Genomic DNA, 5,354 nt, shown 5'->3' with positions numbered 1-5,354 from the left:
TCCATGTTGTGGACGCCGTCGTCGAACGTGGCGTTCGCCGGCAGCGGGTCGGCGGTGTTGCCGACCACCTCGTCGAGGAAGGCTCGGGCCTGGTACTCGAACATCTGGTTCTGGCCCCAGCCGACGCCCGGCGCGTCCATCGCCATGCCGCCGGCGACGTAGGGGTGGTCCGGGCCGAGCACGACCTGCCGGAACCCGCCGAGCCGTGCGCCGTCGGAGCGCAGGGCGAGGCCGATCTCGCTCGGGCGCTCCTGGTCCCACCGGGCGGCTCCCTGCTCGCAGAAGACCTCGACGACGAGCCCGTTCGGGTGTCCGGCCGCGACCCGGGAGACCTCGAACGAGCCGACCGCGGCGCCGTCCCCGAGCCGCGCGCCGAACGTGGCGTAGTCGTCGTTCTCGACGCCGGCTTCCTCGCCGGTGAGCTGCACCGCCTGGCCGCGGAGCGCGAAGCCGGCTGCGACCGGACGCTTCGTGATCGCGGTGGTGAAGGTGCCTCCGTTGACGCTCCGGACGTCACCGGCGAGGAACTCGGCGACGTACGTCAGGTGTGAACCGACGTCGGCGAGTGCGCCGGTACCGGGAGCGCCGGCGAACCGCCACGAGAACGGCACATCGGGCGAGGCGCCGTAGTCGGTCCAGTACCGCCCGGACACGTGCAGGACCCGGCCGAGCGTGCCGTCCTCGACGAGCTCCCGGATCGCGGCGAGCCCCGGGGCACGACGGTAGGTGAAGCCCACGCGGCCGACCACGCCGTCCGCCTCGGCGGCACGGGCCGCGTCCGCCATGGCGCGGGCGTCCTCGAGCGTGTCGGACAGCGGCTTCTCGCACAGCACGTGCTTGCCGGCCGCCAGCAGCCCCTCGACGATCTCGCGGTGCAGGTGGTTCGCGACGACGACGCTCACCACGTCGACGTCGTCCGCCTCCGCCACCGCCCGCCAGTCGGTGTCGTGCCGCGCGTAGCCGAACCGCCGTGCCGCCTCGTCGGCGAGCGGCTGGTAGACGTCGCCGACCGTGACGAGCCGGACGGGCGGCAGGCTCCGGCCGAACAGGGACGGAGCGTTCCGCCATGCGGCCATGTGGGCCTTGCCCGCCATGCCCGCGCCGATGACGGCGACGCCGATGCTGTCGCTCATGGTCTCTCCCTCGAGATCGTGGCTGGTTCTGGAACGTTCCAGAACGGATCGGTAGACTGTACCTCTCCGAACCCATGTCCTGTCAAGGAGGGCCCGTGCCGGACCGCGCCCCGACGATCATCGACGTCGCCGCGCGCGCCGGGGTGTCGAAGTCGCTCGTGAGCATGGTGATGCGCGCGGACCCCGGCGTCTCCGCGCGACGTCGGGACGCCGTCCTGGCAGCAGCCGCCGAACTCGGGTACCGGCCGAACCGGGCCGCCGCGATCCTGGCCGGGACCCGGACCCGGACGATCGGCGTCGTCGTCGACGACTTCCGGAACCCGTGGTTCGTGCCGCTCCTCGACGGCATCCGGGAGACGCTCGCGCCGCACGGCCTCCGGCTCACCCTCGCGGACGTGCGGGCGAACGCACACCTCGGATCCTCCCCCTTCGACGACCTCCTCTCCCTGCGGGTCGACGGGGTCGTGCTCGCCGCCGAGGGCTTCCCCGACCTGGCCGCCCCGTCCGGCACACCCGTGGTCGTCGCCGGCGCGCGCGGCGACGTCCCCTCCGAGTTCGAGGTGGTGGCCTCGGACGAGGCCGCCGGCGGCCGACTGGCGGTGGCGCACCTGGTCGGGGCGGGGCACCGGCACATCGTGCACGTGACCGGCTCGGGAGGCCCGGCAGCGGTCCGCCGGGAGGCCGCGGTCGCCGAGATGGTCGCCTCCGGCGTCGCACCGCTCGTGGTCGGCTCGGGTCCGACCTCGGAGGCCACCGGCTACGAGGGCACGCGTCAGGCGCTCTCGGAGCACCCCGAGGTCACCGCGGTGTTCGCCGCGAACGACGTCATGGCGATGGGCGCGATCGCCGCCGTCCGGGAGGCCGGGCTCCGGGTCCCCGAGGACGTCTCGGTCATCGGCAACGACGAGACCCCGCTCGCGTCCTCACCGCTCGTGCGCCTGACGACGGTGGACCCGCACAACGAGGAGCTCGGCCGGCTCGCGGCAGCCCGGCTCGTCGAGCGGATCGCCGGGGGCGGCGACGCCGACGGCGGCACGGCGCCGACGAGGACCCTCGTCGAGCCGACGCTCGTCGTGCGCGCGACGACCGGGCCGCCACCGCGCCACTGACGACCCCGCCGGGTCAGTCCTGCGGGAGCGCCTCGAGGTCCAGCGACCAGAGCGCGACGCCGTGCAGGTGCAGCTTCGTCGCGAGCGCGGTGCGCGCGCGGTAGGAGCGCGCGTCCGACCAGTGCAGGCGCGTGCCGTCGCGGAGCACAGCAGACCACTCCCCGTCGCGAGCGGACCACTCCGCGCGCTTCCCCGCGAGCGCTACGGCCGTCGCCGGCGACACCTGCTCGCCGTCGTGCTTCCCGCCCCACACGTACCCGTACCCGGCGATCCCGAGGTCGATCTTGCTCCGCGGCACCCCCTCGGTCTCGGCAGCGCGGACGACCCGCTGCGCCCACGGCAGCGCCCCGATGCTCCCGGCACCGCTCCAGGGTCCGTGCTGGTCGTACGTCATGAGCACGACACGGTCCACGTGCCGTGCGAGTCGACGGAGGTCGTAGCCGGTGTCGCGGTACCCGTCGGCGCTCGTCGACGCCATGACCGCGATCGAGACCTGCGCGTTGCGACCCAGGCGGTCGTGCACCGTGTCGGACAGCGCCGCGGCGAAGGCCACGAGCCCCGGTCGATCACGAGCCCGGAGCGATTCGAGGTCGATCTGCACGCCCCGCATGCCGAGGCCGTGCGCGCGTCGGGCGACGTCGGCGGCGACAGCGGTACGACGATCCGCGTGCGACAGGAGCGCGGTACCGATCTGTGGCGAGAAGTCGCCGAGGTCCGACGAGAAGTTGCTCACCAGGAGCTCGGGCACCGAGCCCGCACGGGTGGCGGTGCGGGCGAGGCTCGCGGTGCCCTCCGGGGGATCGAGCACGGTCGCACCGTCCTCGGCCAGGGTCACCCCGTCGATCCCGATCGTCGTCGCGCGGGTCCCGGCTGCGGTCACGCGGGCGGCGGCACCGGCTCCGGGCTCGGCGTAGCCCTCGACGGCCAGCCGACCGGCCGCCTCACTCGGGGCCGATGAACAGCCGGCGAGCAGCACGCCGGCCAGCAGGACCGCGACCGCGGGGGATCCTCGACGCACCATGCGATCACCGTATCCCGCGGGACGGGGTCGACCCGCGCCTCCCGGCCGGGTCTTCGACGTCAGGTGGTCAGACGCGAGCGCCCTCGAGGCGATCGACCGACGCCGCGAGTTCCTCGAGCTCCGGGACCTCGCGCGCCTCGGTGAGCGCCTCCTCGAGCGCCGCGGCGTGCAGCGGCGTCGCCTGGTCGAGGAGCACCTGGCCGGCGTGGGTGAGCTCCGTGTAGAGGCCACGTCGGTCGTCGGCGCAGAGCACGCGGGTCAGGAGCGCGCGGTCCTCGAGCCGGTTCACGAGCCGCGTCGTGGCACTCGGGCTCAACGCGGCGGCGCGGGCGAGCTGCTGCATCCGCATGTGGAAGCCGTCCTGTCGCCGCAGGGCATCGAGCACGGTGTACTCGACCACGGACAGGTCGACGGCCTTGAGCGCTCGCTCGAGTCGGGTCTCGATGAGGCCGTGCAGGGCCGCGAGGGTGCGCCATCCGTGCGCGCGGACAGCGGTGGACGTGTCGTCGACACTCATCGGAACCTCCGGGCACACGTGTTTGCTTGCGCGGATACCCAGCGTGTGCAACTATCGATATCCCGCGTCTGCAACAACCAGCGTACGCGGGGTCAGCACGCTGCACAACGGAAGGACCACCATGCCCGCGGGACTCATCGCACTCGCCCTCGGCGGGTTCGGGATCGGACTCACCGAGTTCGTCATCACCGGACTCCTGCCAGAGGTCGCCGCCGACTACGGCGTGACCGAGACCACCGCCGGGTGGCTCGTCACCGGGTACGCCCTCGCGGTCATCGTCGGGGCACTCGGCCTCACCGCCGCGACCACCCGACTCCCCCGGAAGCAGGTGCTCCTCGGTTTGCTCGTGCTCTTCGTGATCGGCAACACGCTGTCCGCGGCCGCGCCGACGTACGGCGTGATGATGGTCGGTCGCGTGGTCGCCGCACTCTGCCACGGCGCGTTCTTCGGCATCGGCTCCGTCGTGGCGTCGAACATGGTGGCGCGGGAGCGCCGCGCATCCGCCGTGGCCCTGATGTTCACCGGCCTCACCGCGTCGAACGTCCTCGGCGTGCCCTTCGGGACCTTCCTCGGCCAGGCGCTCGGCTGGCGGGCGACGTTCTGGACGATCGCAGCCATCGGGGTCGTCGCGTTCATCGGCGTCCTCGCACTCGTCCCGCTGGTCCGGCAGACCGAACGACCTTCGCTCGTCCGGGAGCTCGGGGCCTTCCGTTCGGGACAGGTCTGGCTGTCGCTCGGCATCACGGTCCTCGGGTACGGCGGCATGTTCGGCGCGTTCACCTACATCGCCTACACACTGACGTCGGTCAGCGGCTTCGCGTCGTCGACGGTCCCGTGGCTGCTCGTGGTGTTCGGCGTCGGGCTCTTCGTCGGGAACTTCGTCGGAGGGAAGCTCGCCGCACGCTCGATCGACGGCACGCTCCTCGTCGTCCTGTCCGCGCTGACGGTCGTGCTCGCGGCGTTCGCCCTCGTCGCGACCTCGCCCGTGCTGACCGTCGTGTCCCTCGTGCTCATGGGAGCGTTCGGGTTCGCCACCGTCCCCGCCCTGCAGACGCGGGTCATGCACCACGCGGACCACGCGCCGACCCTGGCGAGCGGGGCGAACATCGCGGCGTTCAACCTCGGGAACGCCCTCGGCGCCTGGATCGGCGGACTGACGATCGCCGCAGGGCTCGGCTACACGTCGCCCATCTGGGCCGGTGCCGGCATCACGGTGGCGTCCGTCGCACTGACCGTCGTGGCGGCCGCGGCGGGTCGTCGCTCGCGCCGTGGAGCCCCGGCGAGCGCGAGTGGGACCGGCTCGGTGGCGACCGCGTAGCGGCACGGCGGCGACGGCTTAGCGGCACGGCGGCGACGGCCTAGCGGCACGGCGGCGACGGCGGGGGTCGGGCACCCGGCGTCGGGCACCCGGCGTCGACGCCCGGGGTCGGGCGCCCGGCGTCGAACCGCGAACGCGACACCGAACCGACGTGCGGCGGTGGTTCGATGTCGCTTCCGCGGTGCGAAGCGACCACGCACGGCGGCGGCCACGCGCGGCGGCGGCGACGCACGGCGGCGGCGACGCACGGCGGCGG

Annotated in this window: 5 protein-coding genes; 2 read left to right on the top strand and 3 right to left on the bottom strand. The window is 73.5% G+C overall.

All coding sequences use genetic code 11. The features are described 5' to 3' along the window. The coding region (locus ACSW7Y_RS16040) for a Gfo/Idh/MocA family protein (RefSeq protein ID WP_438127238.1) at positions 1-1,133 on the bottom strand (1,133 nt) is incomplete at its 3' end. A gap of 95 nt (positions 1,134-1,228) precedes the next feature. Here ACSW7Y_RS16040 and ACSW7Y_RS16035 point away from each other — a divergent pair. Beyond that, entirely contained in the window at positions 1,229-2,242 is a 1,014-nt protein-coding gene (locus ACSW7Y_RS16035; RefSeq protein WP_438127237.1) for a LacI family DNA-binding transcriptional regulator, read from the top strand. A gap of 13 nt (positions 2,243-2,255) precedes the next feature. Here the strand turns inward: ACSW7Y_RS16035 and ACSW7Y_RS16030 are convergent, their stop codons facing one another. Next, complete coding sequence (locus ACSW7Y_RS16030) at positions 2,256-3,263, bottom strand: glycosyl hydrolase family 18 protein (protein WP_438127236.1); 1,008 nt, start codon at positions 3,261-3,263, stop codon at positions 2,256-2,258. Positions 3,264-3,330: 67 nt separating this feature from the next. Next, a complete protein-coding gene (locus tag ACSW7Y_RS16025; protein WP_438127235.1) occupies positions 3,331-3,780 on the bottom strand; it encodes a MarR family winged helix-turn-helix transcriptional regulator in 450 nt (149 codons plus the stop codon). Between the two features lie 121 nt (positions 3,781-3,901). On the opposite strand from ACSW7Y_RS16025, the gene ACSW7Y_RS16020 reads away from it, so the two are divergent. Next, positions 3,902-5,098 carry an MFS transporter gene (locus ACSW7Y_RS16020; protein ID WP_438127234.1) on the top strand — a complete coding sequence of 399 codons (1,197 nt, stop codon included), beginning with the start codon at positions 3,902-3,904 and terminating at the stop codon, positions 5,096-5,098. Positions 5,099-5,354: the final 256 nt, after the last annotated feature.

It is taken from the genome of Curtobacterium flaccumfaciens, from assembly GCF_051548005.1.
In the GTDB taxonomy this organism is placed as follows: domain Bacteria; phylum Actinomycetota; class Actinomycetes; order Actinomycetales; family Microbacteriaceae; genus Curtobacterium.
This window is presented reverse-complemented; position numbering and strand designations above follow the sequence as displayed.